A 25447-nucleotide genomic window follows, 5' to 3' on the forward strand; every position below is an offset into this window, starting at 1 on the left:
CGAGCCCTCCTCGATCGGCGATCGATCAGCGAGTGATGAGCACCTTCAGCGCATTGTGCTGCGCCGCGTTGCCGAACACCTCGTACGCCTCGATCACCTCGTCGAACGTGAAGGTGTGGGTCACGAACTTGTCGGCCGGCAGCTTCTTGGCCGCGACGAGCTTGAGGAGCATCCCGAGCGTGTTCGTGTTCACGAGTCCCATGGCGATGTCGATGTTCTGGATCCAGAGACGGTCGAGCGGCAGCTCGACGCCGCGCCCGTGCACGCCGACGTTGGCCACGTGACCGCCTGGTCGCACGAGCTCCGTCGCCATCGTGAAGGTGCTCGGGATGCCCACCGCCTCGATGGCCACGTCGACGCCGAGGCCGTCGGTGGTGGTCGCGAGCACCTGCTCCTTCCAGTCGCCGGCGCCGGAGTTCACGGTGTCGGTGGCGCCGAACTCGCGGGCGCGAGTGAGGCGCGCGTCGTCGAGGTCGATGGCGACCACGCGCGAGGGACCGTAGAGCCGCGCCGTCATGACCGCGGCGAGGCCGACGGGCCCCGAGCCGATCACGGCGACGACGTCGCCGGGCTTGACCTGCCCGTACTGCACGCCGATCTCGAATCCGGTGGGCAGGATGTCGGAGAGCAGGATGCCCTCGGCGTCGCTCACGCCCTCGGGAACCTTGTACACCGAGTTCTCCGCGAACGGCACGCGCACGAACTCGGCCTGGGTGCCGTCGATGAGGTGGCCGAAGATCCACCCGATGCCCTCGGCGCCCTCGGGGCTCAGGCAGTGGCTGTACAGCCCCTGCCGGCAGTTCGAGCAGAGCCCGCAGGCACTGATGCAGGCGAGGATGACGCGGTCGCCCACCGCGAGCTGCGTGACGCCGCTGCCGACCTCGGTGATGACGCCGATGCCCTCGTGACCGAGCACCCGGCCGGGCTGCACCGCGGCGACGTCGCCCTTCAGGATGTGCAGGTCGGTGCCGCAGATGGTCGTCGCCTCCATGCGCACGATCACGTCCGTCGGATGCTGGATGACCGGGTCGGGCACGTCCTCCCAGCCCATCTTCCCCGGACCCTTGTAGACCAGCGCCTTCATGTGCTTCCCCCGTTCCGGCTCCTCGGTCGCGCCGAGGATCCGGCGTGACCGCACCAGTCAACGACCCCGCGGCGCGGGCAGGAGGGACGAACGTCCCGTCGAGGGCCTGACGCCCCCGCTCAGCGCCGGGCGCCGGCCGCCTCGGGACGGATCACCGGGATGGGCGCCGTGAGCGGCGGCAGCTCGAGGCCCTCGGCGGCGAGGGCGGCGCGGTGCTTCGCCTTCCAGCTGCGTACCACGGCGAAGAACGGCGCGTCGCTCATCGCGTACCGGCCGAAGCGCCCCGCCGAGAGGAGCACCGGCAGCTCCACGCTCGAACCGTTGTGGCGCACGCGCAGCACGAGCACGTGCTCGACCGAACCGCCCACGACCATCGAGTCGGCGCGGATGTTGCGCACCTCGCGCCACGGGAAGTGCACCGCGCGGCGGGGCCGGCCGGCGCCGTTCCAGAACGCGACGCCCAGCTCGTCGACGACGATCGAGTAGCGCGCGCCGAGGCGCACGGCACCCGTGTCGTCGAGCTCGTTCAGGCGCTGCACGAGCAGTCGGTTCCGGATGCCGCAGCTGAGCTCGCCGCGCACCGTCGACGCGAGGGCGTTCCGCCGCGCACGAGTGGCCGCCGAACGGCCGAGCTGCACGACGAGCGAGATCACGACCGTGAGCACGCCGACGGCCGCCAGGCCGATGCCGATGCTCGTCGTGGGTACCGCGGGAAGGCGGGGCATGAGCCGCTCGAGCTCGGGGGACGCGGCGGCGAGGCCGGCGATCACGGCGATGGACGCCAGGCCGACGAGCACGGTGACCGTGACGCGATGCGGGGTGGCGGCGTTCATCGGGCGGATCCGTGGGGGCGGGACATCCGGGCTCGTCGATGAGGGATGGGCGGCTGACTCGACACGATGTGCGACATGTCTTCTTCTCCGTGGGTGCGGAGGCGTGCCGCGGGCCGGCACGTCGTCATGCGGGGGAAACACGACGGGACCCACCGTACCGCGCAGGACATCACTTACGACAGAGGGAAACGCGCGTCGACGGGACATCCGGCGAACGATTCCGCACTCCGCGAGGACTCCTCAGATCTCCTTCGAGAAGGCGGGCTCGCCCACCGGCGCCTCCTGATCGGCGGATGCCACGACGGATGCCGCGGGCCGCCGACGCGACAGCGCGACCCCGACCACCGCGATCACGCCGCCGACGATCGCGAGCACGGCGGGCACCTCGGCGAACAGGATGAGGCTCAGCACGATGGTGACCGGTGGCACGATGTAGGTCGAGACGCCGAGCTGGCCGGCCGGCATCCGCGAGAGTGCGTACGACCACGTCGTGAAGCCGAGCGCGGTGGGGATCGCGCCGAGCCACGCGGCGCCGAGCCATCCTTCGACCGGGGCCGAGTGGAGGCCGGCCACGAGCTCGCCGGTGAACGGCGTGCAGACGAGCATCCCGATGACGGCGCCCGTCCAGACCACCTGCGCGTTCGGCAGCCGGGTGAGCACCGGCTTCTGGAACAGCACGCCGGCCGTGTAGGCCAGGGCCGCGATGAGCGCCCAGAGCACGCCGATCCCGGCGCCGACCACCGAGCCGCCGGAGCCGAGGCCGATGAGCACGACCCCCACGAAGGCGACGCCCGTGCCGATGAGGAGCCATCGGGGCAGGCCCTCGCCGAGGAGGACTCCGGCGCCGAGGGCGATCATGATCGGCGCGATGTTCACGATCATCGACGTCGTACCCGCGTCGAGGGTCTGCTCGGCGAGATTGAGCAGGATGCTGTACCCGCCGAACCACAGGGCGCCGAAGCCGATGAGGAGCAGCCATTCACGTCGGGTCGGCGCGACCCAGCGGTTTCGCAGCAGTAGGGGCGTGAGGAGCACGGAACCGACGATGAGCCGCGCGAGCGCGAGCGCGCCGGGGGTGAAGTGCGGCGCCGTGCTGCGAACGACGATGAACGCGCTCGCCCAGGCGAGGATCGTCACGGCGATTGCGAGGTAGACGAGCGGGGAGACCGAGGCTGCGCGTGGTGGAGTGGTGGTGCTCACAGTGCGACGCTAGTTCGGTGGGCAGATGCCCCGGATCGATGTGGCAGCGGATTGCGGGAGGAAGGCGGAAACACGACGGTCGCGGTCGCTCCGCTGCTCGTGCGCGGCATGCCCCCAGCCCGATGGGCGACAATGTCACGCGTGATCCTCTCCCCCCAGCACCCCCTGTCCGCCGGCCTCACGGGCGATTCACGGCTCATCCGCGCCTACCGAGGGGAGCGGAGCGACACCACCCCGGTGTGGTTCATGCGCCAGGCCGGCCGGTCGCTGCCCGAGTACCGCGACCTGCGCGTCGGCACGCGCATGCTCGACGCCTGCCTCGACCCCGCGATGGCGAGCGAGATCACGCTGCAGCCGGTGCGTCGCCACAGGGTCGACGCCGGCATCTTCTTCAGCGACATCGTGGTACCGCTGAAGCTCGTGGGCGTCGACGTCGAGATCCAGCCCGGTCGCGGCCCCGTCTTCAGCAGGGGCTATGCGGATGCCGCGGCCGTCGCCGAGCTCACGAGCATCGACCCGGCGCGGCTCGACGAGGCATCCGGCCCCATCACCGAGGCGGTCGAGCGCACGATCGCCGAGCTGAACTCGACGGCCCCTTCGGCGGGCTCAGGGCAGGCTGGCTCGGGCACCGCGACGCCGCTCATCGGATTCGCGGGCGCACCCTTCACGCTCGCCGCCTACCTCGCCGAGGGCGGACCCTCGAAGGACCACCTCGCCGCTCGCACGCTCATGCACGCCGATCCCGGCGCGTGGCGCGCCCTCATGGACTGGACGGCCGAGCTCACGGGCCGTTTCCTGCGCACGCAGGTGCTGGCCGGGGCATCCGCCGCCCAGCTCTTCGACTCCTGGGCGGGCGCGCTCTCGCTCGCCGACTACCAGACCCACGTGGCGCCCGCCTCGGCGAAGGCGTTGTCGTTCGTGCACGACCTCGAGTACGAGACGACGGCCGGCACCCGCCGTGTGCCCGTCGTGCACTTCGGGGTCGGCACGGGCGAGCTGCTCGGCGCCATGCACCGCATCGGCGTCGACGTCGTCGGGGTCGACTACCGCATTTCCCTCGACGTCGCCGCACTCCGGGTCGGACGGGGCGTTCCGCTGCAGGGCAACCTCGACCCGGCGCTCCTCGCCGCGCCGTGGCCCGTACTCGAGGCCGCGGTGCTCGACGTACTGTCGCGCGGGCGGTCGGCTCCGGCCCACACCTTCAACCTCGGGCACGGCGTGCCGCCCGAAACGGACCCGACCGTGCTCACCCGCGTCGTCGAGCTCGTGCACGAGGCCGGCGTATGAGCGAGGGCGATGCTCCCGAGCCGGCCGAGCCGATCGGCCCGGCCGGGCTCCCGGTCGAGCGTCGCGCCGCGGACGTCGTCGTGGTCGGCGGTGGCATCGCCGGCCTCGTCGCGGCGTTGGAGTGCGCCAAGGTGGGGTTGCAGGTCACCGTGCTCGAGCGACGCGACGGCATCGGCGGATGCGTGGGCCGCATCGCGCTCGACGGGCTCTCGCTCGACAGCGGCGCCGAGTCGTTCGCGACGCGGGGAGGCGCGGTCGCCGAGCTGCTCGAATCGCTGGGGCTGTCCGACGAGATCGAGAAGCCGAACCCGGCGGGCGCCTGGCTCGTGATGCGGGGCGCGAACGGCACTCCGGATGCCGCGCCGATGCCGCGCACCGGCATCCTCGGGATCCCCGCCAACCCGCTCGGCGACGACGTGCGCCGCATCATCGGCTGGCGCGGCGCGATCCGCGCCTACACCGACCGGGTCATGCCGATCCTGCGCATCGGCCGGTACACCAACCTCGGCCATCTCGTGCGCTCGCGCATGGGCCAGGCCGTGCTCGATCGCCTCGTCACCCCGATCTCGGCCGGCGTGTACTCGAGCGACCCGAACGTGCTCGACCTCGACGTGGTCGCGCCGGGCCTCAATGAGGCGATGACCCGGGCGGGCTCGCTCTCGGGGGGCGTCGCCCAGCTCGTCGAGTCGCGCAAGGCGGGCAGCGCGGTGCTCGGCCTGCGCGGCGGCATGCACCGGCTCGTCGACGCGCTCGCGTCCGAGCTCGACCGGTTCGGCGTGGAGGTCGTGACCGGCGCCGAGGTCACCTCGCTTGCGCGATCGGGCGTCGAGGAGGGCGCGCAGCGCACGTCTCGAGACCCGGATGCCCCCGCACCCGGCTGGATCGTCGACGCGACCCGCGCCGACGACGCGCCGCTCCGCTTCGACGCGACCTACGTGATCCTCGCCGCACCGTCCGACGCCTCGCGCCGGCTCCTCGACGAGGCGTCGCTCGGCTGGTCCACGGCCGCGGACTGGCCGCACGCGGCATCCGTCGAGCTCGTGACCCTCGTGCTCGACGCGCCCGCTCTCGACGCCGCACCGCGTGGAACGGGCGTGCTCGTCGTGCAGGGCACGCCGGGGGTCACCGCGAAGGCGCTCACCCACTCGAGCGCGAAGTGGCAGTGGCTCGCGGATGCCGCGGGCGGCCGTCACGTCGTACGCCTCTCGTACGGGCGGGCCGGCGAACCGAACCCGCTCGACGGACGCACCGACGACGAGGTCGCCGCGCTCGCGCTAGCCGACGCCGCCGCGCTGCTCGGAACGACCCTCGACGCCGACATGGTTCGCGCCTCGGGCCGCACCGCCTGGCGCGACGCGCTCTCGCACGCGACGATCGGCCAGCGCGATCGGGTGCGCACCCTCGAGGACGTGCTCGCCGCCGAGCCCGGCATCGAGGTGATCGGGTCATGGGTCGCCGGCACGGGACTGGCGTCAGTCGTGCCGCACGCCCTCGAGGCGGCCCGTCGCATCCGGCACCTGGCGGTGCGCCCCGGCGACGTCGGCCCATGATCGGGCGGCGCCGCGCATAGCCAGAACGGCATATTGGCCGCGCAACCCCCTTGCGTGCCGTTTCCCGGGGTCTACGCTGGAAAGGTCGCCGTGGCGATCACAGGCGCTGTACAGGGGAGATGGGGTGCACACATGAAGGGCAAGATCCTCTTCGTCGTCGGGCTCGGGGCGGGGTACGTGCTCGGAGCCCGTGCCGGCCGCGAACGATACGAGCAGATCCGCAGGGCGGCGCTGAACGTCTGGAACCAGCCTCAGGTGCAGCAGGGCGTCGACACCGTGAAGGACTTCGCGAAGACGCGCGTCGGCGACCTCAGCGGAACCGTGCTCGATGGCGTGAAGGGCCTCATCGGCAACGCCACGAAGAGCTCCGGATCCACGACGTCCGGAACGACGACGACCACGACGACCACGACCGCTTCGAAGCCCGCCGCTTCGACCGCCTCGAAGCCCGCCGCTTCGACCGCTGCGAAGCGCAGCTCGACGTCGCGCGGCCAGAAGCCGACCCCGCCGACCGGCACGGCGACGAATCCGGCCACGTCGCCCACCGAGTCCGGGTCCGGCGCCGGGTCTTCTGCGGCCTCGGGCGCCTGACCTGCGGAGGGGAACATGGTCCTGCCGTCGAATGACGAACGTTCGCTGTTCACACTGATCGGGGAGTTGCCCGACCGGGTCTCCGACCTCGTCCGTGCCGAGATCGACCAGGTCAAGGCCGAGCTCAGCTACAAGGCCAAGCACTTCGGCATCGGCGCCGGCCTCATCGCCGCGGCGGCCTTCGTCGGGATCTTCCTGCTCGGCACGCTGATCGCCACGGGCATCCTCGCGCTCGCGCTCGTGCTCCCGGCCTGGGCGGCCGCCCTCATCGTGTCGGGCGTGCTGCTCGTCATCATCCTCATCCTCGTGGGCATCGCGGCCCTCAACTTCAGGCGCGGCAGCGAACCGCTCGAATCGATCGAGAGCCTGCGCCGAGACCTCGACATGGTGAAGGGAACGGGCGAGTATGACCGCGACTGACGCCGGCCGCCAGCTGGCCACGCGCGACGCGAAGACGCGCGAACGCAACCTCACGCGCCTCGAGGCGAAGGCGAACTCCGAGCGCGCGCGCGCCGAGTTCGCCCGCACGCTGAACGCCCTCGAAGACAAGCTCAACGTGCCCAGGCAGGTGCGCATCAAGACCGCCCGTGCGAAGGTGCAGCTGCGCCGGTTCGCCGACGAGCAGCCGGCCGTGGCCGTGGCCGTCGCGGTCGGCGTCGTCGCCGTGGTCGGCGTGACGGTCTGGCTCGTCGTGCGGTCCGCCGTCGACGGCAAGTGACGCGATCGAGCGGATGCCGCGATGTCGCCGCTCGACGCAGGGCGCCGGTCGTCGGCCGGCCGACGCCCGGCGGTGCCGGCCCCGACGGCGGTCGACCGCGTCACCGATGCGCTGCGCGCTGAGATACTGAGCGGCGCCCTCGCCGCCGAAGAGCCCCTCCGTGAGGAGGCGGCATCCGAGCGATACGGGGTCTCGCGGCACACCGTGCGTGCCGCGTTCCAGCGCCTCGTCACCGAGCGGCTGGCCGTCGCGGTGCCGTATCGCGGCGTGCGCGTGGCGAGCTTCGATCGGCCCACGATCATCGCCCTGCACCAGCTGCGGTCGGCGCTCGAGGTCGAGGCGGTGCGGATCGCGGGGGAGCGGTACGGGACGAGTTGGCCCGACGCCGTCCTGGCCCCGGCTCGGGAACGGATCGAGCGGATGGCGGCGCTCGCGGACGAGCCCGAGGTCGACTGGCTCGAGGCGGAGCGCATCCACGCGGAGCTCCACGGCGCGTTGGTCGCGGCATCCGCGAGTCCTCGCATCATGGAGGCGCACGCGGCGCTGGGCAGCGAGCTCCTGCTCTTCCTCCTGCACGTGCGGCCGCACTACACGCTCGAGTCCCTCGTCGAGGAGCATCGGGCCCTGCTCGCCGACGTGCAGGCCCGCGGGCCCGACGCCATTCGAGCGCACCTCGAGCACTCGACCGCACTGCTGCTCGGCCGTTGACCGTTCAAGACCACCGCCCGGCCGCGGAAAAACACATGAACATCCACGTCATGGGGCCGCCATGGAGGTTGAAGGGCGGATTCTCATGTGTTCTTCCACATGTCGGAGCCGTACCTCGGACGGCGCCCGCGAGCGACCGACACCGGGGCATCCGTCAACGCTTTTGGACGTTCAGGGAGGAAGGGGGAGACTAGAGGTATGTCTTCCCCCGCTGCCGAAGCGGCAGCCGACGCGCTCCAGACCGAATCCGACGCCGAGCAGTCTCCCGAGGGCTTCACGGTGTTCGCCGTGCTCCGCCGGGACCCTGCACGCCCCGACGACCTCGACGGCCACGACGTGCCGCGCTTCGTGCGCGAGCTCGACGACATCATCCGGCTCGTCGAGAACGAGGGCGTGACCCTCCGCGGCATCTACGACGTGTCGGGCCTCCGCGCCGACGCCGACGTGATGCTGTGGCTGCACTCCGCCACGGCCGAGAGCCTGCAGTGGGCGCTGCGCGAGCTGCGCCGCAGCCGGCTGCTCCGCTCGCTGCTCCCGACATGGAACGCCATGGGCGTGCACCGCGACGCCGAGTTCAACAAGTCGCACGTGCCCGGCTTCCTCCGGGGTGTCGAGCCGAAGCAATGGCTCACGATCTACCCGTTCGTGCGCAGCTACGAGTGGTACCTGTTGCCGCCCGAGGAGCGTGGACGCATGCTCGCCGAGCACGGACGCAAGGGTGCGGCCTTCAGGAGCGTCACCGCCAACACGGTCGCATCCTTCTCGCTCGGCGACTACGAGTGGCTGCTGCCGCTCGAGGCCGACGAGCTCACCGACCTCGTCGACCTGATGCGCGACCTGCGTGAGACCGACGCGCGCCGCCACGTGCGCGAGGAGGTGCCGTTCTACACCGGCCGCCGCATCACGACCGCCGAGCTCGTGGAGGTGCTGCAGTAGTGGCGGCCGTGAACCTCGGCTCGACCGGCGCATCGAGCGCCGGTCATCCGGATGCCCCGGGCACCACGCACCGCGGACGCAAGCCCGAGCCCGCGGCATCCGCACCCCTCGCACCGGGCGCGGTCGTACCCGGCGCGACGCCCGCCGCGCAGGCCGGACCCGAGCACGTCTCCGAGCCGACCGCGTACGACGCGATCCTGCTCGCGGGCTTCGGCGGCCCCGAGGGTCAAGACGACGTCATCCCGTTCCTGCGCAACGTCACGCGTGGTCGCGGCATCCCCGACGAGCGCCTCGAGGAGGTGGCTCACCACTACCGCCACTTCGGCGGCGTCAGCCCCATCAACGAGCACAACCGGCAGCTCAAGGCGGCGCTCGAGGCCGAGCTCGCGAGCCGCGGCATCGATCTGCCGGTGATCTGGGGCAACCGCAACTGGGACCCGTACCTGAACGACGCCGTGGCCGAGGCGAAGGAGCGCGGCTTCCGCAAGCTCATCGCGATCGCCACGAGCGCGTACAGCTCGTACTCGAGCTGCCGCCAGTACCGCGAGGACTTCGCCGACGCGCTCGCCGACATCGGGCTCGGCGACGATCCCGACGCGATCCAGATCGACAAGGTGCGCCAGTTCTTCGACCACCCCGGGTTCGTCGCGCCGTTCGTCGAGGGCGTGCGCGATGGGATCGCGCAGCTGCTCGCCGAGCACCCCGGTCTCGAACGGTCGACCGCGATCGAGGTGCTCTTCGCGACGCACTCGATTCCGACGACGGATGCCGCGAAGTCGGGTCCCTCCGAGCGTGGGTTCGGCGAGGGCGGCGCCTATGCCGCGCAGCACCGCGCGGTCGCCGAGGTCGTCATGCGCGAGGCCGGCGTCCCCGACGTGCCGTGGCAGCTCGTGTACCAGTCGCGCTCGGGGCCGCCCACCCAGCCGTGGCTCGAGCCCGACGTGAACGACGCCATCGCCGAACTCCCGGGAGCGGGCCGCAAGGCGGTCGTCATCGTGCCGCTCGGGTTCGTGAGCGACCACATGGAGGTCATGTGGGACCTCGACGAGGAGGCCATGGAGACGGCCGAGGAGCACGGCCTCGCCGCCGTGCGCGTGCCGACCCCGGGCACGCACCCCGCCTACGTCGCGGGGCTCGTCGACCTCGTCCTCGAGCGCGTCGAAGGCACGCCCCGGGCCGAACGCCCGGCCATGACGTCGCTCGGTCCCTGGTACGACGTCTGCCGCCCCGGATGCTGCGAGAACGCGCGACTCGGCTTCAAGCCGGCCCTGGCGGGGATCGCGCCATGAGCGCCACGACGGGCGCGGCCTCGGGCACAGGCACGGGCACGGGCACGACGGGCACGATCCGCGTCGGCACCCGCGCGAGCGCGCTCGCGATGGCGCAGACCAGGCAGGTCGCCGAGCGCATCGCCAAGGCGGCCAAGGCCGAGATCGAGCTCGTCCCCGTCACCACCGAGGGTGACACGTCGCGCGCGTCGCTCGCCTCGCTCGGCGGCACCGGCGTCTTCGCCGCCGCGCTCCGCGAGGCACTGCTGCGCGGCGAATGCGACGTCGTCGTGCACTCGCTGAAGGACCTTCCGACGGCCGAGCACCCCGGCCTCCGGCTCGGTGCGGTGCCCAAGCGCGCCGACGCCCGCGACGCGCTCTGCGCCCGCGACGGACTCACGCTCGAGACGCTGCCCGAGGGGGCCCGCGTGGGCACCGGCTCGCCGCGGCGCATCGCGCAGCTGCGAGCGGCACGGCCCGACGTCACGGCGGTCGACCTCCGCGGCAACATCGACACCCGGCTCGGCAAGGTCGAGTCCGGCGAGCTCGATGCCGTGCTGCTGGCCGCGGCGGGTCTCGGCCGGATCGGGCGCATGGATGCCGTGACCGAACTGCTCTCGCTCGACGACTGGCCGACCGCCGCCGGACAGGGCGCCCTCGCCATCGAGGTGCGTCGTGAACGCGGCGACCGCGCGCTGGAGCGCGCGCTCGAGGCGATCGACCACGGCACCAGCCGCGCGACCGCGCTCGCGGAGCGCCTGGTGCTCGCCGGGCTCGAGGCCGGATGCGCGGCACCGGTCGGCGTCACGGCGTTCGTCGACGACGAACTTCTGTTCCTCAGCGCGAACGTGTACAGTGCCGACGGGACGCGCAGGCTCACCAGCTCGCATGCCGCGACCCCCGACAGCCGCTCGGCCGCCGATCTGGCGGATGCGGCACGCGACGTCGCCGATCGTGTCGTCGCGGAACTCCTCGGCAATGGCGCCGCCGAACTTGCACCACCTGAGGAGTCGCGATGAGCGAATTCGAAGCGGAAGCGCTGACGGGTGCCATCAACCTGCCGTACCACGACGGCAAGCCGCTGGCCGGATGGCGCGTGCTCGTGCCGCGTGGCGGTCCGTGGGGTGACGGCGTCGCCGCCGCGCTCCGCGCGAGGGGCGCGACGCCGATCGTGGCGCCGCTCATCAACTTCGCGCCGACCGACGACCAGCCGGCCCTCGAGGCGGCCCTCGCGAAGCTCGCCGCCGGCGGATTCGACTGGGTCACGGTGACGAGCGCGACGACCGTCGACGTGCTGTCGTCGTACGGCGCCGTGATCCCCGAGAACACGAAGGTCGCCGCCGTGGGCGAGACGACCGCGGCCGCGCTCGTGGCGGCCGGGTACAAGGCCGACATCGTGCCGTCGGAGGACAACTCGGCGCGCGGCCTGCTCGAGGAGTGGGAGGCCGCCACCGACGGCCAGCGCGGGCTCCGCGTGCTCGCCCTCCGCTCGGCCATCGCGAAGCAGATCCTCTCGGTCGGCCTCGCGCGCGCCGGCCACCAGGTCGAGGCGGTCGTCGCCTACCGCACGATCGGCGTCCCGGTCGCGCCGAAGGTCGTCGAAGACGTGCGCGCCGGCCGGGTCAACGCCGTGCTCGTGACGTCGGGCAGCGTGGCCGAGCAGGTGCAGCAGCAACTCGGCCCGATCCCCGAGGTGACGCTCGTCGCCGCGATCGGTCCGCAGACGAAGAAGGATGCCGCGAAGGTCGGCCTCCGGGTCGACGTCGTCGCTCGCGAACGCACCGCCGAGTCGCTCATCGACGCCGTGGTGGAGGCCGCGACCGCGCACGCCTGACGGGGTCTCATCCTCCCCACCCCCTCTCCTCCCCACCCCCTCTTTCGCCGACTGTTGACGTTCCGACCCGGATGGCCGCGGCGGACGTCATCACTCGGCAGTGGACGTTCACACTCGGTGAGAAGGAAGAGGGTCGACGAGGGTCGACGAGGGTGGAGGAGGGTCGAGGGGGTTCGAGGGGTCGGCGAGCGTCCAGCCGGCCACGCGTAGGCTGTTCGGGTGAGTTCCGCGCCCCTGCCCCGCGTCCGACCTCGGCGCCTCCGGGAGACTCCCGCGATGCGCCGCCTCGTCTCCGAGACCCGCCTCGATCCGGCCGAGCTCGTGCTGCCGATCTTCGTGCGCGAGGGCGTGAGCGCCCCCGTGCCGATCACGTCCATGCCGGGTGTCGTGCAGCACTCCCTCGAGAGCCTTCCCGAGGCGGTGGCGGATGCCGCGGCCGCGGGTGTCGGCGGGGTGATGCTGTTCGGCGTTCCCGAGCACCGCGATGCGCGCGGCTCGGGAGCGACCGACCCCGACGGGATCCTGAACGTGGCCACGCGGGTCGCGGTCGAGGCATCCGCGGGCCGGCTGCTCGTGCAGACCGACCTGTGCCTCGACGAGTTCACCGACCACGGCCACTGCGGCGTGCTCGACGATCGCGGTCGCGTCGACAACGACGCGACGCTCGTGCGCTACACGGCGATGGCGCTCGAGCAGGCGCGCGCCGGCTCGGAGCTCCTCGGTCTCTCGGGCATGATGGACGGCCAGGTCGCTGCCGTGCGCGACGCGCTCGACGACCAGGACTTCACGGATGTCGCGATCCTCGCGTACTCGGCCAAGTACGCGTCGGCGTACTACGGCCCGTTCCGCGACGCCGTCGAGTCGACCCTCGAGGGCGACCGCCGCTCGTACCAGCTCGATCCGGGTAACCGGCGTGAGGGGTTGCGCGAGGCGATGATCGACATCGAGGAGGGCGCCGACATCGTCATGGTGAAGCCCGCCGGCAGCTACCTCGACGTGCTCGCCGACGTGGCCGCGGCATCCGAGGTGCCCGTCTGGGCCTACCAGGTTTCCGGCGAGTACAGCATGATCGAGGCCGCTGCCGCGCACGGCTGGATCGATCGCAAGCGCGCCGTGATCGAGTCGGTCCGCGGCATCCGCCGCGCCGGAGCCGACGTGGTGCTCACCTACTGGGCGCCCGAGCTCGCCGGCTGGATCCGAAACGGAGACCTCGCGTGAGCCCCGCGGTGGAGGTCCCTGAGCCTGTCGAAGGGGCCAGCCCTGCACGGCTCGCTTCGACGAGGTCGGCGAACGCCACGAACGCGGAGCTCTTCGCCCGCGCGCAGGCGGCGATCCCCGGCGGCGTCAACTCGCCCGTGCGCGCGTTCCGGTCGGTCGGCGGCACGCCGCGCTTCCTCGTGTCGGCCCGCGGTCCGTACGTCACCGACGCCGAGGGGCGCGAGTACGTCGACCTCGTCGCGGGATGGGGCCCGGCGATCCTCGGCCACGCCGACCCGCGCGTCATCGAGGCGGTGACGGATGCCGCGAGCCGCGGCCTCTCGTTCGGCGCGTCGACGCCCGCCGAGACCGAGCTCGCCGAGCTCGTCGAGCAGCGTGTCGCGCCGGTCGAGCAGCTCCGACTCGTCTCGACGGGCACCGAGGCGACGATGAGCGCCATCCGGCTCGCGCGCGGCTTCACCGGCCGCGACGTGCTCGTGAAGTTCTCGGGCCACTACCACGGCCACTCCGACGGGCTCCTCGCCGAGGCGGGCTCGGGTCTCGCGACGTTCGCCCTGCCGGGATCCGCCGGAGTTCCGGCCGCGATCGCGGCGCTCACGCTCGTCGTGCCCTACAACGACCTCGACGCGCTGCGCCTCGTCTTCGCCGAGCACGGCGACCGCATCGCCGCCGTCATCGTCGAGGCCGCCGCCGCGAACATGGGCGTCGTGCCGCCCGAGCCGGGCTTCAACCGCGCGCTCGTCGATCTCGCGCACGAGCACGGCGCGCTCGTGATCTCCGACGAGGTGCTCACTGGCTTCCGCGTCTCGGAGGCGGGCTGGTGGGGCCTCGAAGCGCGGGGCGCCGGCGTCCGCGCCACTTCGGCGGCCGCTGCGCCAGTTGAACTGGCGCACGGGGTGTCGAACGGGCGCAGCGGCGTCGGCAGCACCGACACCGCCTACACGCCCGACCTCATGACGTTCGGCAAGGTCATCGGCGGCGGCATGCCGGTGGCCGCGCTCGGCGGCCGCGCCGAGATCATGCAGCAGCTCGCACCCCTCGGCCCCGTGTACCAGGCGGGCACGCTCTCGGGGAACCCGGTCGCGGTCGCGGCCGGTGTCGCGACCCTCAGGGCAGCGGATGCCGCGGTCTACGCGCGGCTCGATGCCACCGCCGCCACGATCAGCGCCGCCGTGTCCGATGCCCTCGCAGCCGAGGGTGTCGCGCACCGCGTGCAGCACGCGGGCAACCTCTTCAGCTTCGTGTTCGGCGAGGAGGCGGCGACGAACGGCGTGCGCGACTATGCGGGCGTGCAGCGTCAGGAGGCGTGGCGGTACCCGCCGTTCTTCCACGCGATGCTCGAGGCGGGCGTGTCGTTGCCGCCGTCGGTGTTCGAGGCCTGGTTCGTGACGGCGGCGCACGACGAGGCCGCGATCGGCCGGGTACTCGACGCGCTTCCGGCCGCCGCGCGCGCCGCGGCATCCGCTCGCCCGGACTGACCGCCCGTCCGGAATGACCGCCCGCCCAGACGCGTAAACCGTTACGCCATTGTGGGTTCCGCCACTCTGCGCTCGTCGGTCGGCTCGGGCAGGATGGAACCATGTCCCACCTTCGCGTGCACAAGGACCGGATCGAGGTTCACCTCACTCCGGCCGAGAAGTCGCTCGCGCTGCGCTCCGACGACATCGTGGTGCAGCGCGATGACATCCGGTCGGCGACGATCGCCGACGATCCGTGGGTGTGGGTGCGGGGCATCCGCAGGCGGGGCACCGAGATCCCACTGGTCGTGGCGGTGGGCGTCTGGAAGTACCACGGCGGTTCGGACTTCGTCATCATCAAGGGCAAGCGCCAGGCGGTCGTGCTCGAGTTGAACGCCGGCGAGTTCACGCGCATCATCCTGAGCACCAACCACGCCGCGGCGCTCATCGATCGGCTGAAGCTGACCGACGAGGCCGAGCCCGGGTCCGAATCCGAAGCGACCACCGAATAGTCGCCGCCGAACAGCAGCCTCAGGCGAAGAGGAAGAGCGCGAACCCGATGAGCGGCAGCGTGCCCTGGATGAGCGCGGCCCTCACGTAGCCGCGGCCGGTCGTGGTGAGCACCGCCGCCGCGAGCACCATGCACGCGGTCGTGAACAAGACGAGCGTGGTGCCCGCCGTGACGGCGCCCGACCAGAACAGCACGAGCCCCAATGCCGCGCCGAGGCCCAGGAAGAGGTTGTAGAACCCCTGGTTGTAGGCCATCGGTCGCGTGGCATCGGCATGCGCCTGGTCGGCGACGCCGAATCGCTTCCACGTCGCGGGACGTGTCCACCACACGCTTTCCATGAGGAAGATGTAGCCGTGCAGGAGCGCGGCGAGGGCGACGAAGATGCTCGCGATGACGGCCATGGCGCGATCGTAGCGGGATCGAGGCTCGGGGCCGGGTTTCGAGACGGCGCTGGCGCGCCCCCTCGACCCGCGGCGAGGCCGCCCTCCTCAATCCGCCGGCGGCGCTGGCGCGCCTCCTCAACCCCCGAGGCGCTCGACCGTGACGGGCACGTCGAGGAAGCGCCCGAGCTCGGCGACGGATGCCGCGAGCGCGCGTTCCTCCGCAGGCGAGAACTCGCGCCACGGCGCCAGCTTCACCGTCGCCGCCCGCGCCGCGACGACGGGCGCCCACCGGCCGACGAGCAGGCCGTCGACGACGAGCGCGTGCATCGGGAACTCGGGAGCCGCTCTGGGCGAACGGTCGGGCGGGAACAGGTAGTCGCGGGGCGGCGCGTAGCCCATGATGTACTCGTCGTACGCCTGCAGCAGGTCGACGCTCGGGCCCGGGGCATCGGTCACCGCACGATCGGATGCCGCGTCGACGCGGTGCGGCGTACCCTCGACGTCGACCGTTTCGAGGCGGCCGCCCGCGCGGCTTGCGGCATCCGCGAACGCCTGCCTGGCATCGGTGAGCGTGAATCCCGACCAGGCGGCGAAGTCGCGCTCGGTCGCCGGACCGCGAGACGCGATGAACCGCTCGGCCAGTTCGGCGAGGGCATCCTCGCGGGTGCGTGGCGGCGACGGCGGGACGCGCTCGTCGAACGCCGCATAGGTGCGCTGCTTCCCGGCGTTCGCCCCGCTGATCGCCACGCGCTCGAGCTCCGCGAGCATGAGCAGGTAGGTGAAGGCGAGGCCCGTCATCGGCATGCCGGCGTCGTCGAGGGCCGCCGTCAGGTGGGCGCGGGTGCGATGGCCGCCGGCCAGCGATTCGGCCACCACGTCCAACGCCCGCGCCGCGTCCTCGCCCTCCACGCCCGTGCGGCGGTAGTACAGGGCGTTCTGCCGGTGCACGCGTTCGGCGGAGAGCTCGATCAGCCACCGGGCATCCGCGGGATGCACGTAATGCCAGGTGGGGCGGAGCACGTGGGTGCGGAGCAGGTCGCCCGCGTCGATCGAGGCCGCGACGGCCGCGGCATCCGGTCGCCGGTCCTCGGGAACGCGCTGGGCGAGCCCCCACTGCGAGGGCAGGAACTCCTGCGCCTGCACCGCGACGAACCGGCGCACCACCTCGGGAGCCGAGGCGTCGAAGGGTGCGCGCACTCCCTGCACGCGCAGCCGGGCGGACCGCAGCGTCGCGAGGTCCACCGCTACGTCACGTCCCGTCGCCAGGTCGTGGCGCCGCCGATCACGGTGGCGGCGACTGCGAGACCGAGGAGTACGAGTCCGCCCTGCCACCACTCGAGGGACGCCGACGAGCCCATCGACATCATGTTGTAGAGCGAGGCGCCGACCAACGCGTCGCTCGCGGCGCCCGGAAGGAATCGGCCGATCTGGGCGGTGATGTCGCTGAACGATGCCGCGAGCCGGAGGATCGGCTCCACGAACTGCGTGAAGGCGATGACGATCACGATCGCCGCGACCTGGTTCGGCACGAGCGCGCCGAGGCCGACGCCGATCGCACCCCAGAGCGCCATGGCGAGCACGCCCCGGCCGATGAGTGCCCACGTGTCGCTCTGGTCGAGTCCGGTCTCGAGGCTGAACGCCGCCAGCGCGGCGGCACCGGAGCCCACCGAGGTCGCGAAGGCGGCGACGCCGAGCCCGGCCCCGAGGACGAACTGCGACACCAACTTGCCGGCCAGCACGACGGACCGGTGCGGCTCGGCGAGGAACGTGGGTGTGAGCGTGCGGTGACGGAACTCGCTCGTCACCGCGAGCGTGCCGAGCAGCACGGGGAAGACGTACCCGATCGAGGAGGCGAACGTGTAGATGAGCGGGGGGAGATCCATGCCGGGAGGGATCCCGGTGTTGCCGCCGGTCGCCGCCGCGGCCTCGGGGTTGCGCACCGCCCACCCGAGGAACGCGCCGAACCCGCCCGCGAGCACGAGCACGTAGCCGACGAGCAGCAGGCCGAGCAGCCACCACATGCGCGTCGTGAAGACCTTCTGGAACTCGGAGGCGATCGAGCGGAGGAACGACATCACTCCTCACCTCCGCCGACGAGCGAGAGGAACGACTCCTCGAGTCCGGATCTCAATCGATGCAGGGCGTTCAACTCGACACCGCCGAGGAAGGCCGCGTGGCCGACGCGAGCCGGGTCGGGTTCGTCGACGATGAAGCCGCCGCGGCCCTCGGTGTACGACATCCCCGCCTCGTCGAGTGCTTCGGAGAGCTTCTCGCGGTCGGGCGAATCCACGATCGTGCGCGGGGCGGCCTCGAGTTCGAGGCTCGAGAGGGTGCCGCTCTTCACCAGTCGCCCCTTCGAGATGATGACGACGTCGTCGACGCTCTGCTGCACCTCGCTCAGCAGGTGCGAGCTCACGAGCACCGTGCGGCCCTCGCGCGCGAGCGACCGCAGGAACCCGCGGATCCACTTGATGCCCTCGGGGTCGAGCCCGTTGATGGGCTCGTCGAGCACGAAGACGCCCGGATCACCGATGAGCGTGTAGGCGAGCGAGAGTCGTTGCCGCATGCCGAGGGAGTAGCCGCCGACGCGGCGGTCGGCGAACTCGGCGATGCCGACCGTCTCGAGGACCTGCTGCACGCGCTCGGCCGGCAGCCCGGCCGCCGTCGCATACACCTTCAGGTGATTCCGCGCCGTGCGGCCGGGGTGGAAGGTCGCTTCGAGCGCGGCGCCGACCGTCTCGAGCGGGCGCGGCAGGTCGTGGTACGGCGTCCCGCCGAACGTCGCGGTGCCGGCGGTCGCTCGCACGAGGCCGAGCAGCACCCGCAGCGTCGTCGTCTTGCCCGCGCCGTTCGGACCGAGGAATCCGGTCACCCGACCCGGCTCGACCGTGAAGCTGAGATCGTCGACCGCGGTGACCGGCCCGAACTGCTTGCTGAGCCCCTCGATCACTATCGGGATGCCGCCCGGCATGCGCGCTCCTCACGTCGGGGGGCGAGCAGAGCCGCGATGGGCCGCGCCCCGCCCGGCCCGGGCGGCCGCGCCGCCTCACGGCCACCCTAGCGAGCCGCACCGACGCGGGACATCCGTCGCGCGGGTGATTCGCCGAGCGGGAGCGCGCGGGGACCCGACTCACCGTAGGACGCTCGTACCATGAGTCCGTGGCCCGGTTGCGGTTGCGGCTCCTGGGCGTCGGCGCGATGGCCTCGCCGCGCTACGCGCCCGCGGGTCTGCTCGCCCTTGCGCCGTCCGGCTCGGTGATGCTCGACGGCGGGCTCGCCGCCGTTCCCGACCAGACGGCTCGACCGGTGCGTGCGTGGCTCGTGACCGACCTGCGCGCAGAGCTCATCGCCGACATCCGGCGCCGGGCGTCGGCGCTCGGGCTCCGGCCCGAGGTGGCATCGTACTCGGCCGCCGACCTCGCGATCGAGCCGTGCCCCCTCGAGCACACGAGCCACGAGACCTGGGGGTACCTGATCCGGTGGCAGGGGCGCACCGCCGTCTGGGCGCCCGAGTTCTGGCGCTTCCCCGACTGGGCGGCGGGCGCCGAACTCATGTTCGCCGATGCTGCGGGATGGTCGCATCCCATCCGCTTCCGCGGCGGCGTCGGCGGGCACGCGGCGGCATCCGACACGGCCGAGGCCGCCCGGGCCGCGGGCGTTCGGCGTCTCGTCTTCGCCCACCTCGGCCGGCCGACGATCCGGGCGCTCGACGCCGGACACGTGCCGCCGTTCGGCGAGATCGGACGCGAGGGCGGCGACTACCTGCTCTAGTTCAGCGGTCGGATGTCGCGGGGCAGCACACCCCCGCCGTAGAGCCCATCCGCGAGATCCTGCAGGGCGCCGAGCACGACCCGCTGCGTGTACGGGCCGTACGAGAGGCGCGCGACGCCGAGCTCCTGCAGGCGCGCCGGCTCCGGGATCTCGGGAAGCCCGATGAGGCTCACCCGGCGCTCGCCGATGCCGTCGACGAGTTCGGCGACGACGTCCGCGCCGAAGTTGCCCGGGACGAACACGCAGGTCGCTCCGGCGTCGAGGTAGGCGCGGCCGCGCTCGATGGCGCCGGCCACCCAGACGTCGCGCGGGCGGTCCTTGCCGCGCAGGAACGCGTCGGTGCGGGCGTTCAGGGCGAACGGCACGCCCTCGGCGTCGGCCGCGGCCACGGCGGCCTCGACCGCGGCCACGGAGTCGGCGAGGGGCTTCAGCTCGTCCTCGAGGTTGGCGCCGGCGACGCCGAGTCCGATGGCGCGGCGGATCGTCTCGCCAGGGTCGCCGTAGCCCGCCTCGAGGTCGGCGCTCACGGGCACGTCGACCGCGCTCGCGATGCGTCCCACCATGTCGAGCATCAGGTCCACGGGAATCTGCTCGCCGTCGGGATAGCCGTACGTCGCGGCGATGGAGTGGCTCGCGGTCGCGATCGCGCGCGTGCCGGGCAGGGCGGCGACGGCTCGGGCACTGACGACGTCCCAGACGTTCACGACCTGGAGGAGTTCGGGGGCGTCGTGCAGGCGGCGGAGTTCGGCGGCGGTCTCGGCGAGGGTCATGGGGTTCAGCCTAGGACGGCGGTCGATCGACCCGCGAGGACGGCGGCGAGCCCGTCGAGGAGTCGCTCGACGTCATCGGCATCGGTGTAGGGCGCGAGCCCCATGCGCAGGCCGCCCGCGTCGCCGAGGCCGAGGCGGCGCGACGCCTCGAGGGCGTAGAAGTTGCTCGACGGAGCGAGCACGTTGCGCTCGGCCAGCGACCGCGTCACGTCGGATGCCGCGTGGCCCTCGAAGGTCGCGAGCAGCGTGGGCGTGCGCCTCGACGCCCGCGACCACACGGTCGTGCCCGGCAGGGCAGCGAGTCCGTCCTCCAGCTTCGTGCGCAGGGCCTCCTCGTGCGCGTGCAGTGCGGCGTACGAGGCCACGAGGCGCTCGCGACGTGACGAGGCGGCGTCGGCAGCACGGCCGTCGAGACCGGCGAGCACGTCGACCGCGGCGGTGACGCCCGCGAGCAGCTCGTAGGGGAGCGTGCCGAACTCGAAGCGCTCGGGCACCACGTTCGTCGCCGGCAGCAGCTTGTCGGGCATGATCGTCTCGAGCAGGTCGGGCCGGGCGGCGAGCACACCGCAGTGCGGACCGAGGAACTTGTAGGGCGAGCACACGAAGAAGTCGCTGCCGAGCCGCGACACGTCGGGCAGCTCGTGGGCGGCGTAGTGCACGCCGTCGACGAACGCGAGCGCGCCGACCTCGTGCGCGGCCGCCGCGATCGCCGGCACGTCGGGCATCGTGCCGATGAGGTTCGACGCGGCGGTCACGGCGACGACGCGGGTGCGCTCCGAGAGCAGGGCGGTCACGGCATCCGTGGGCAGTTCCCCCGTCTCGGGGTCGAAGTCCGCCCACCGCACCGTGGCTCCGGCGTGCTCGGCCGCCTGCACCCAGGGACGCACGTTCGCGTCGTGATCGAGGCGCGTGACGACCACCTCGTCGCCGACGTTCCAGTCGCTCGACAGGTTCCGCGAGAAGTCGTAGACGAGCTGGGTCGCGCTCCGGCCGTGCACGACACCGCGCGGGTGGGCGTCGAGCAGGTCGGCCATCGCGAGCCGGAACCCGTGCACGGCGGCCTCGGCGCGCTCCTCGGATTCGCCGATCGTGCCCCGGTTCGACAGCGGACCGGTGAGCACGGATGCCACGGCGTCGCCCACGCTTCGCGGAGTCTGGGTGCCTCCCGGCCCGTCGAAGTGCGCCCACCCGCTCTCGAGCGAGGGGAACTGCGAACGGATGCGCGCGACGTCGTAGGCCATGGCGAGAGCCTACTTCGGCCCGTGCACGGGGGTCGTGACCGCCCCGGTGCGGAGCCATACGATGGGCCGATGCGCCACGCCGCCCCCACTACTCGCCTGCTCGGAACGATGCTGATCGCCGGATGCCTCGGGCTGACGGGTTGCGTCGCCGGAGGCGGTTCGACGAGCGCCCCGCCGTCGGCCGCGGCCGGGCCGGGTGGCGAGGACCGCACGGGCGATGCCGAACTGCTCCGGCTCATCCGACCGTCGTTCATCGATCCGGGCGATCGGGCGGCCGTGGCCGTGATCGACGGCGACGACGTGCGGACCGCATTCATCGACGCCGATGCGGCGACCGCGTTCGAGATCGGCTCCATCACGAAGGTCTTCACGGGCGAGCTGCTCGCGCAGGCGATCGAGCGCGGCGAGGTGCAGGCCGACGACCCCGTCGGGCAGTACCTCGACCTCGGCGATGCCCCCGTGGCATCCGTCACCCTCCGCGACCTCGCCGCGCACCGCTCCGGCCTGGCCACCTTCCCCTCCGACGCCGAGTTCGTCGAGCGGGTCACGGCCGACTACGAGGCGGGGCGCGACCCGTTCGACGAGAGCCTCGACGACGTGCTCGCCGCGGCCCGTGCCATGGAACTCGCCACTCCCGGGACGTTCTCGTACAGCAACATGGGCGCCACCCTGGTCGGCCAGGCCGTCGCCGCGGCGGCCGGAACCGACTACCCCGCACTGTTGTCCGAGCGCCTGCTCGACCCGCTCGGACTCGCCGGCGCCTCGGTGCCGCTCGACGATTCCGCGGTTCCCGACGGACATGCCGGAGGCACCGATCCCGAGGGCGACCCCGTCGAACCGTCGACGCTCGCCGCGTACGCGCCGGCCGGGGGCATCCACGCGACCATCGGCGACCTCGTGGCGTTCGCGCAGGCCGTGCTCGACGGGCTGCTCACGGGAAGCGCCGCGCAGACCGACACCCTCGAGGTGGGCGACGGCTCGACGATCGGCTACTTCTGGAACGTCCGCGAGACGGGCGACCACCGGATCGTGTCGCACAACGGCATGACCCTCGGCTTCGCGAGCGTGCTCCTCATCGACACGACGAGCGGCACGGCTGCGATCGTGCTCGCGAACCAGAGCGACGCGGTCGACGATGTCGGCGCGACGCTGCTCGCCCGACTCGACTGACGGGTTCGGCCGAGCCGGTCGGCTCGATGCCCGCCCGCCGCGGTTACCATGCAGTCATGGGCGAGGTGGGCGCCGGGGCATCCCGAACCGACGCGACGGCCGCGGGTCAGGCGGCTCCGCGAAGGCTCTCGTTCACGACGATGCTCGACGGCTTCTTCTTCGTGTTCGCGGGCGTCGCCTCGGTCTGGCTCGCGTGGCTCGTGCTCAGCCAGTCGTTCGAGTTCGGATGGTTCGGCATCGCGTTCTTCGTGGTGTTCTGGCTCGTGCTCGCCTACCTCGTGCTGCCGCGGCTGCATCGCATCCTCACCGCGGTCTACGTGCCCGACTACTTCATCGGCCGGGCGCGCACGAGCGACGGGCTGCTCGGCGACCCCGTGAACCTCGCGTTCGACGGGAGCGAGGCATCCGTGCACGCCGCGATGCGCGCCGCCGGCTGGACGCGCGCCGACGACGTCACCCTCGCCTCGAGCTGGCGCATCGTGACGTCGACGGTCACGCGTCGCAGCTACGACGAGGCGCCGGTGAGTCCGCTGTTCCTGTTCCACCGGCAACAGGACTTCGCCTACCAGCAGGAGGTCGAGGGCAACCCCGCGCGTCGGCACCACGTGCGGTTCTGGCGGACCCCCGACGGATGGCTGCTCCCGGGCGGGCGCCGTGTCGACTGGCTCGCGGCCGGCACCTTCGACCGCAGCGTCGGCTTCTCGCTCTTCACCCTGCAGGTGACGCATAAGATCGACGCCGACATCGATGTCGAGCGCGACCACATCGTCACCACCGTGCTCGGCGCCAACCCGGCCGCGCGGGTCGAGGTGCTGCGCGACTTCTCCTCCGGCTACCACTCCCGCAACGGCGGCGGTGACACCATCCGCACCGACGGCGACCTCCCCGTCGTCGATGTCGGCGAGGTGCCCGTGGGCGCGCTCGAGGCGGCCCCGTGAGCGGCGGGAGCGAGCCGCGGATGCCGCACCCCGACTCGAGCGAACGGCCGGCGCGCGGCCCTCGAGCCGACGTCGAGAAGCGGCCCGCGTTCGAGTCGCCCGCAGTGCTCGCCACGCCCGTGACGCCGCCCGCCTCGATGCGGCGGCCGGCCGCGACGGCGTTCGGCGCCGGCCTCGTGGTGGCGCGCGTCATCGCCGGCGTGGTGTGGCTCGTCGCGCTGGGGCTGCGGTGGGACGAGGTGGTGCGCGAGCAGGTCGACCTCGTGCTCGAACCCGGCACCGACGAGGCGGCCGCCGCGGACCTCGTGCTCGCCGTCCTGCTTGCCGGCGGCGGGATCGTGCTCGCCGTCGAACTCATGCTCGCGGTGCTGATCTGGTTCGGCAGCAACTGGGCGCGGATCGCGGTCATGTGCTTCTCGACGATCAGCATCGTGGTCGCCTGGATCGACTCCGTCACGGGCACGACCGAGATCACCCTGCGCACGACCTTCGTCACGCTCGCGCTCGACATCCTCGTGCTGCTCGCGCTGTCGAGTCGCAACGCGCGCGCGTATGCGCGGCGACCGCGGCGGCGGGTCATCCTGGTCCGGCGGTGGGCGGGCGATCCCGAGCTGCGCCGCCGCCGGCAGCACAGGACCTGACCGCGAAGACTGGACCTGGGTCCATGGTCATGGCTCGCGGGGTGCCAGAGGATGGCGAGGTGACTCGCGTGCCCCGCCCCGCCTCCGCCCTCACCATCCTCCTCGCCGGGGTGCTGCTCACCGGCTGCACGCTCGGCTCCACGGATGCCGCGGCACCCGGCGCTGCGTCGGATGCGTCGTCGGACGCGCCGGCGTCGGAGCGCATCGCCGGCGATGACCCGCGGGCGGACCCGGTGCGGGACGCGATCGAGGCGGCGATGGACGAGTGGTCGCTGCGCGCGGTCATCGTCCGCGTCCAGGACGGCGACGACGTGCTGATCGAGGAGGCGTTCGGCGAGTCCATGACGGGCCTGCCCGCGACGACCGACATGCACTTCCGCAGCGGTGCGATGTCCATCCCGCAGATGTCGACCGTGCTGCTGCAGCTCGTCGAGGAGGGCGTGGTCGCGCTCGACGATCCGATCGCGGAGTGGCTCCCCGATGTGCCGAACGCCGACCGGGTGACGCTCGGCCAGCTCGCGCAGATGACCTCGGGCTACGCCGACTACCTCTGGAGCGACGAGCTCATCGCCGAGATGCTCGCGGATCCGTTCCGCGAGTGGTCGCCCGAGGAGTTGCATCCGTTCGGCACCTCGAGGCCGTTGCTCTACGAGCCCGGCACGAATTGGAACTACGCGCACACCGACTACCTGCTGCTGGGCCTCGCGCTCGAGGAGATCACCGGGATGCCGCTCGACGAGCTGCTCGCCGAGCGCGTCCTCGAGCCGCTGGGGCTCGACCAGACCGCGGCGCCCGGCACCCCCGAGATCGCCGAGCCGGTGCTGCACGCCTACACGTCGGAGCGGCGCACGCCGCTCGGGGTCGCTCCCGGCGTGCGTTTCATCGAAGACTCGACGTTCTGGAATCCGTCGTGGACCCTCGCCCGCGGGTCGATGCAGTACACCGATGTCGCCGACGCCGCCACGCTGATCCGCGCGGTCGGTCGCGGCGACCTGCTCGACGACGACTCGCACGAACTCCAGCTCGCGCCCACCCTGCGCGGCGCGACCAGTGACGTCGAGGGCTGCGTGCGCGGATGCCTCGTCCAGGACGAGGCCTACACGTACGGCTACGGCATCGTGCTCACGGGCGACTGGATCATGCAGAACCCCGCGTTCTTCGGCTACGCCGCCGTCGCCGGGTACCAGGCGGACGACGACCTGACCATCTCCGTCGCCGTCACGTACCTCGAGGACGCGTTCGATGAGGACGGCGCGGTGCCCAACCGGGCGACCTCGCTGTTCCGCGAGCTCGCGATCGCGGTGGCTCCCGAGCGGACGGCGCCGGGCCGCGGCTGAG

The 25447-nt window shown here is 72.3% G+C and carries 27 protein-coding genes; 18 read left to right on the top strand and 9 right to left on the bottom strand.

Going from position 1 to position 25447, the window contains the following annotated elements; genetic code table 11:
* Positions 1-25 precede the first annotated feature (25 nt).
* The 3 genes from ACVFI9_RS00670 to ACVFI9_RS00680 all read right to left on the bottom strand — a co-directional run bounded on the left by ACVFI9_RS00670 (position 26) and on the right by ACVFI9_RS00680 (position 3117).
* Positions 26-1084: a zinc-dependent alcohol dehydrogenase family protein gene (locus ACVFI9_RS00670; protein ID WP_474764124.1), complete on the bottom strand. Its 1059-nt coding sequence runs from the start codon at positions 1082-1084 to the stop codon at positions 26-28.
* Positions 1085-1203: 119 nt separating this feature from the next.
* Entirely contained in the window at positions 1204-1917 is a 714-nt protein-coding gene (locus ACVFI9_RS00675; RefSeq protein ID WP_474764125.1) for a hypothetical protein, read from the bottom strand.
* 240 nt (positions 1918-2157) lie between these two features.
* Positions 2158-3117, bottom strand: coding sequence for a DMT family transporter (locus ACVFI9_RS00680; RefSeq protein ID WP_474764126.1), 960 nt, complete (start codon positions 3115-3117; stop codon positions 2158-2160).
* 132 nt (positions 3118-3249) lie between these two features.
* Between ACVFI9_RS00680 and hemE the strand changes: the two genes are divergently transcribed.
* From hemE to ACVFI9_RS00745, 13 genes are all read left to right on the top strand, one after another.
* Positions 3250-4404: a uroporphyrinogen decarboxylase gene (gene hemE, locus ACVFI9_RS00685; protein ID WP_474764127.1), complete on the top strand. Its 1155-nt coding sequence runs from the start codon at positions 3250-3252 to the stop codon at positions 4402-4404.
* Positions 4401-5954 (top strand): protoporphyrinogen oxidase, encoded by a 1554-nt coding sequence (gene hemG, locus ACVFI9_RS00690; protein ID WP_474764128.1) that lies wholly within the window; start codon positions 4401-4403, stop codon positions 5952-5954. The genes hemE and hemG overlap by 4 nt, the downstream gene beginning before the upstream one ends.
* A 132-nt stretch (positions 5955-6086) precedes the next feature.
* Positions 6087-6545, top strand: a complete 459-nt coding sequence (locus ACVFI9_RS00695) for a YtxH domain-containing protein (RefSeq protein WP_474764129.1) — start codon at positions 6087-6089, stop codon at positions 6543-6545.
* Between the two features lie 15 nt (positions 6546-6560).
* Positions 6561-6965, top strand: coding sequence for a phage holin family protein (locus ACVFI9_RS00700; RefSeq protein WP_474764130.1), 405 nt, complete (start codon positions 6561-6563; stop codon positions 6963-6965).
* Positions 6952-7263 (top strand): DUF3618 domain-containing protein, encoded by a 312-nt coding sequence (locus ACVFI9_RS00705; protein WP_474764131.1) that lies wholly within the window; start codon positions 6952-6954, stop codon positions 7261-7263. Before ACVFI9_RS00700 ends, ACVFI9_RS00705 begins: the two co-directional genes overlap by 14 nt.
* Before the next feature lie 21 nt (positions 7264-7284).
* Complete coding sequence (locus ACVFI9_RS00710; protein ID WP_474764132.1) at positions 7285-7971, top strand: GntR family transcriptional regulator; 687 nt, start codon at positions 7285-7287, stop codon at positions 7969-7971.
* Positions 7972-8169: 198 nt separating this feature from the next.
* Positions 8170-8907, top strand: coding sequence for a hydrogen peroxide-dependent heme synthase (hemQ, locus tag ACVFI9_RS00715; protein WP_474764133.1), 738 nt, complete (start codon positions 8170-8172; stop codon positions 8905-8907).
* A complete protein-coding gene (locus ACVFI9_RS00720; RefSeq protein ID WP_474764134.1) occupies positions 8907-10196 on the top strand; it encodes a ferrochelatase in 1290 nt (429 codons plus the stop codon). Before hemQ ends, ACVFI9_RS00720 begins: the two co-directional genes overlap by 1 nt.
* The gene (hemC, locus tag ACVFI9_RS00725; protein ID WP_474764135.1) at positions 10193-11194 is read left to right on the top strand and encodes a hydroxymethylbilane synthase; all 1002 of its coding nucleotides are present in this window, start codon (positions 10193-10195) and stop codon (positions 11192-11194) included. Before ACVFI9_RS00720 ends, hemC begins: the two co-directional genes overlap by 4 nt.
* Positions 11191-12009 carry a uroporphyrinogen-III synthase gene (locus ACVFI9_RS00730; RefSeq protein WP_474764136.1) on the top strand — a complete coding sequence of 273 codons (819 nt, stop codon included), beginning with the start codon at positions 11191-11193 and terminating at the stop codon, positions 12007-12009. Before hemC ends, ACVFI9_RS00730 begins: the two co-directional genes overlap by 4 nt.
* A gap of 276 nt (positions 12010-12285) precedes the next feature.
* Positions 12286-13227 carry a porphobilinogen synthase gene (gene hemB, locus ACVFI9_RS00735; RefSeq protein WP_474764137.1) on the top strand — a complete coding sequence of 314 codons (942 nt, stop codon included), beginning with the start codon at positions 12286-12288 and terminating at the stop codon, positions 13225-13227.
* A 113-nt stretch (positions 13228-13340) separates the two neighbouring features.
* Positions 13341-14705 (top strand): glutamate-1-semialdehyde 2,1-aminomutase, encoded by a 1365-nt coding sequence (gene hemL / locus ACVFI9_RS00740; protein ID WP_474766344.1) that lies wholly within the window; start codon positions 13341-13343, stop codon positions 14703-14705.
* Between the two features lie 101 nt (positions 14706-14806).
* Positions 14807-15196, top strand: coding sequence for a hypothetical protein (locus tag ACVFI9_RS00745; protein WP_474764138.1), 390 nt, complete (start codon positions 14807-14809; stop codon positions 15194-15196).
* Positions 15197-15215: 19 nt separating this feature from the next.
* On the opposite strand, the gene ACVFI9_RS00750 is transcribed toward ACVFI9_RS00745, so the two are convergent.
* From ACVFI9_RS00750 to ACVFI9_RS00765, 4 genes are all read right to left on the bottom strand, one after another.
* Positions 15216-15596: a DUF1304 domain-containing protein gene (locus ACVFI9_RS00750; RefSeq protein ID WP_474764139.1), complete on the bottom strand. Its 381-nt coding sequence runs from the start codon at positions 15594-15596 to the stop codon at positions 15216-15218.
* 117 nt (positions 15597-15713) lie between these two features.
* Positions 15714-16820, bottom strand: coding sequence for a winged helix DNA-binding domain-containing protein (locus tag ACVFI9_RS00755; protein ID WP_474764140.1), 1107 nt, complete (start codon positions 16818-16820; stop codon positions 15714-15716).
* Positions 16821-16822: 2 nt separating this feature from the next.
* Positions 16823-17653: an ABC transporter permease gene (locus tag ACVFI9_RS00760; RefSeq protein ID WP_474764141.1), complete on the bottom strand. Its 831-nt coding sequence runs from the start codon at positions 17651-17653 to the stop codon at positions 16823-16825.
* Positions 17653-18549, bottom strand: a complete 897-nt coding sequence (locus tag ACVFI9_RS00765) for an ATP-binding cassette domain-containing protein (RefSeq protein WP_474764142.1) — start codon at positions 18547-18549, stop codon at positions 17653-17655. The genes ACVFI9_RS00760 and ACVFI9_RS00765 overlap by 1 nt, the downstream gene beginning before the upstream one ends.
* Positions 18550-18737: 188 nt before the next feature.
* Between ACVFI9_RS00765 and ACVFI9_RS00770 the strand changes: the two genes are divergently transcribed.
* The gene (locus ACVFI9_RS00770; protein ID WP_474764143.1) at positions 18738-19349 is read left to right on the top strand and encodes an MBL fold metallo-hydrolase; all 612 of its coding nucleotides are present in this window, start codon (positions 18738-18740) and stop codon (positions 19347-19349) included.
* On the opposite strand, the gene ACVFI9_RS00775 is transcribed toward ACVFI9_RS00770, so the two are convergent.
* Entirely contained in the window at positions 19346-20119 is a 774-nt protein-coding gene (locus ACVFI9_RS00775) for an isocitrate lyase/PEP mutase family protein (RefSeq protein ID WP_474764144.1), read from the bottom strand. The genes ACVFI9_RS00770 and ACVFI9_RS00775 overlap by 4 nt on opposite strands.
* A gap of 5 nt (positions 20120-20124) precedes the next feature.
* Complete coding sequence (locus tag ACVFI9_RS00780; RefSeq protein WP_474764145.1) at positions 20125-21360, bottom strand: cysteine desulfurase-like protein; 1236 nt, start codon at positions 21358-21360, stop codon at positions 20125-20127.
* 69 nt (positions 21361-21429) lie between these two features.
* On the opposite strand from ACVFI9_RS00780, the gene ACVFI9_RS00785 reads away from it, so the two are divergent.
* Genes ACVFI9_RS00785 through ACVFI9_RS00800 form a run of 4 tightly spaced genes read left to right on the top strand, consistent with a single transcriptional unit; the run spans position 21430 to position 25446 of the window.
* Positions 21430-22530: a serine hydrolase domain-containing protein gene (locus tag ACVFI9_RS00785; RefSeq protein WP_474764146.1), complete on the top strand. Its 1101-nt coding sequence runs from the start codon at positions 21430-21432 to the stop codon at positions 22528-22530.
* A gap of 56 nt (positions 22531-22586) precedes the next feature.
* Entirely contained in the window at positions 22587-23468 is an 882-nt protein-coding gene (locus ACVFI9_RS00790; protein ID WP_474764147.1) for an LssY C-terminal domain-containing protein, read from the top strand.
* Positions 23465-24109, top strand: a complete 645-nt coding sequence (locus tag ACVFI9_RS00795) for a hypothetical protein (protein WP_474764148.1) — start codon at positions 23465-23467, stop codon at positions 24107-24109. The genes ACVFI9_RS00790 and ACVFI9_RS00795 overlap by 4 nt, the downstream gene beginning before the upstream one ends.
* 59 nt (positions 24110-24168) lie before the next feature.
* Positions 24169-25446: a serine hydrolase domain-containing protein gene (locus tag ACVFI9_RS00800; protein ID WP_474764149.1), complete on the top strand. Its 1278-nt coding sequence runs from the start codon at positions 24169-24171 to the stop codon at positions 25444-25446.
* Position 25447 lies beyond the last annotated feature (1 nt).

It is taken from the genome of Agromyces sp. NSFZ (assembly GCF_056156205.1).

Bases quoted from the DNA above. Each gene is read 5' to 3' on its own strand.
- ACVFI9_RS00670 (WP_474764124.1), bottom strand. From the start codon at position 1,084: ATGAAGGCGCTGGTCTACAAGGGTCCGGGGAAGATGGGCTGGGAGGAC.
- ACVFI9_RS00675 (WP_474764125.1), bottom strand. From the start codon at position 1,917: ATGAACGCCGCCACCCCGCATCGCGTCACGGTCACCGTGCTCGTCGGC.
- hemE (WP_474764127.1), top strand. From the start codon at position 3,250: ATGTCACGCGTGATCCTCTCCCCCCAGCACCCCCTGTCCGCCGGCCTC.
- hemG (WP_474764128.1), top strand. From the start codon at position 4,401: ATGAGCGAGGGCGATGCTCCCGAGCCGGCCGAGCCGATCGGCCCGGCC.
- ACVFI9_RS00695 (WP_474764129.1), top strand. From the start codon at position 6,087: ATGAAGGGCAAGATCCTCTTCGTCGTCGGGCTCGGGGCGGGGTACGTG.
- ACVFI9_RS00700 (WP_474764130.1), top strand. From the start codon at position 6,561: ATGGTCCTGCCGTCGAATGACGAACGTTCGCTGTTCACACTGATCGGG.
- ACVFI9_RS00705 (WP_474764131.1), top strand. From the start codon at position 6,952: ATGACCGCGACTGACGCCGGCCGCCAGCTGGCCACGCGCGACGCGAAG.
- ACVFI9_RS00710 (WP_474764132.1), top strand. From the start codon at position 7,285: ATGTCGCCGCTCGACGCAGGGCGCCGGTCGTCGGCCGGCCGACGCCCG.
- hemQ (WP_474764133.1), top strand. From the start codon at position 8,170: ATGTCTTCCCCCGCTGCCGAAGCGGCAGCCGACGCGCTCCAGACCGAA.
- hemC (WP_474764135.1), top strand. From the start codon at position 10,193: ATGAGCGCCACGACGGGCGCGGCCTCGGGCACAGGCACGGGCACGGGC.
- ACVFI9_RS00730 (WP_474764136.1), top strand. From the start codon at position 11,191: ATGAGCGAATTCGAAGCGGAAGCGCTGACGGGTGCCATCAACCTGCCG.
- hemB (WP_474764137.1), top strand. From the start codon at position 12,286: ATGCGCCGCCTCGTCTCCGAGACCCGCCTCGATCCGGCCGAGCTCGTG.
- ACVFI9_RS00745 (WP_474764138.1), top strand. From the start codon at position 14,807: ATGTCCCACCTTCGCGTGCACAAGGACCGGATCGAGGTTCACCTCACT.
- ACVFI9_RS00750 (WP_474764139.1), bottom strand. From the start codon at position 15,596: ATGGCCGTCATCGCGAGCATCTTCGTCGCCCTCGCCGCGCTCCTGCAC.
- ACVFI9_RS00760 (WP_474764141.1), bottom strand. From the start codon at position 17,653: ATGTCGTTCCTCCGCTCGATCGCCTCCGAGTTCCAGAAGGTCTTCACG.
- ACVFI9_RS00765 (WP_474764142.1), bottom strand. From the start codon at position 18,549: ATGCCGGGCGGCATCCCGATAGTGATCGAGGGGCTCAGCAAGCAGTTC.
- ACVFI9_RS00775 (WP_474764144.1), bottom strand. From the start codon at position 20,119: ATGACCCTCGCCGAGACCGCCGCCGAACTCCGCCGCCTGCACGACGCC.
- ACVFI9_RS00780 (WP_474764145.1), bottom strand. From the start codon at position 21,360: ATGGCCTACGACGTCGCGCGCATCCGTTCGCAGTTCCCCTCGCTCGAG.
- ACVFI9_RS00785 (WP_474764146.1), top strand. From the start codon at position 21,430: ATGCGCCACGCCGCCCCCACTACTCGCCTGCTCGGAACGATGCTGATC.
- ACVFI9_RS00790 (WP_474764147.1), top strand. From the start codon at position 22,587: ATGGGCGAGGTGGGCGCCGGGGCATCCCGAACCGACGCGACGGCCGCG.